The organism is Enterorhabdus sp. P55 (assembly GCF_009911695.1).
Lineage (GTDB): Bacteria > Actinomycetota > Coriobacteriia > Coriobacteriales > Eggerthellaceae > Enterorhabdus.
Genome location: NZ_QWKK01000298.1, coordinates 1 through 567, shown reverse-complemented (window position 1 = coordinate 567; position 567 = coordinate 1). Strand labels below are relative to the sequence as shown.

Annotated in this window: 1 protein-coding gene; it reads right to left on the bottom strand. The window is 44.1% G+C overall.

Annotated features, from left to right (window positions below; genetic code table 11):
- A partial coding sequence (locus D1643_RS11380; RefSeq protein ID WP_160710681.1) for a hypothetical protein occupies positions 1 to 567 on the bottom strand: 567 nt, incomplete at both ends.

Below are 567 nucleotides of genomic sequence, written 5' to 3'. Positions count from 1 at the left end.
CGTATCAGCAAGATACTCAGAACCTGCAGTGTATAGAATTGCATCAAGTGCTTCAGCAGATTTCTTATTGCCACTGGCGTCAAGTTCAGCTTGTACGGATTTAAGGCTTGCAACAACGTTTTGATCTGTAAGAGCGTTAGCGATCACACCACCGACCTCTTGACGACGAACTAAGTGAGGCATCTTAACATCACCGTTAATATCAAGCATGGAAACTTCGTTACCTTCCATGTCAACACGACGTAATTGAACGGCATTTTCAGCAGCCAATTTAGTAGCCCATTCTTCTTGAACTGCTTTGTCATGAGTGAAGTGAGAACCGAATGTATCACCATCAAAGTCACCGTCCATCTTGTCCGCAAGAAGTGGGTTAAGTGAAATACCTGTAAGGTTTTCATCTACAACGAACTTATAAGCTGCGGTATTAGTTGGACGCAACATTGGGTCACGCCATACCATGAAACGTTCACCTTTTTCAGGGTCAGGACGTCCAGCAGCTTCCCACATCTCTTTTGAAATACCAATAGTATTGAGTGGAAGACCTGGGTCAGCTGTGATAACGGAAGT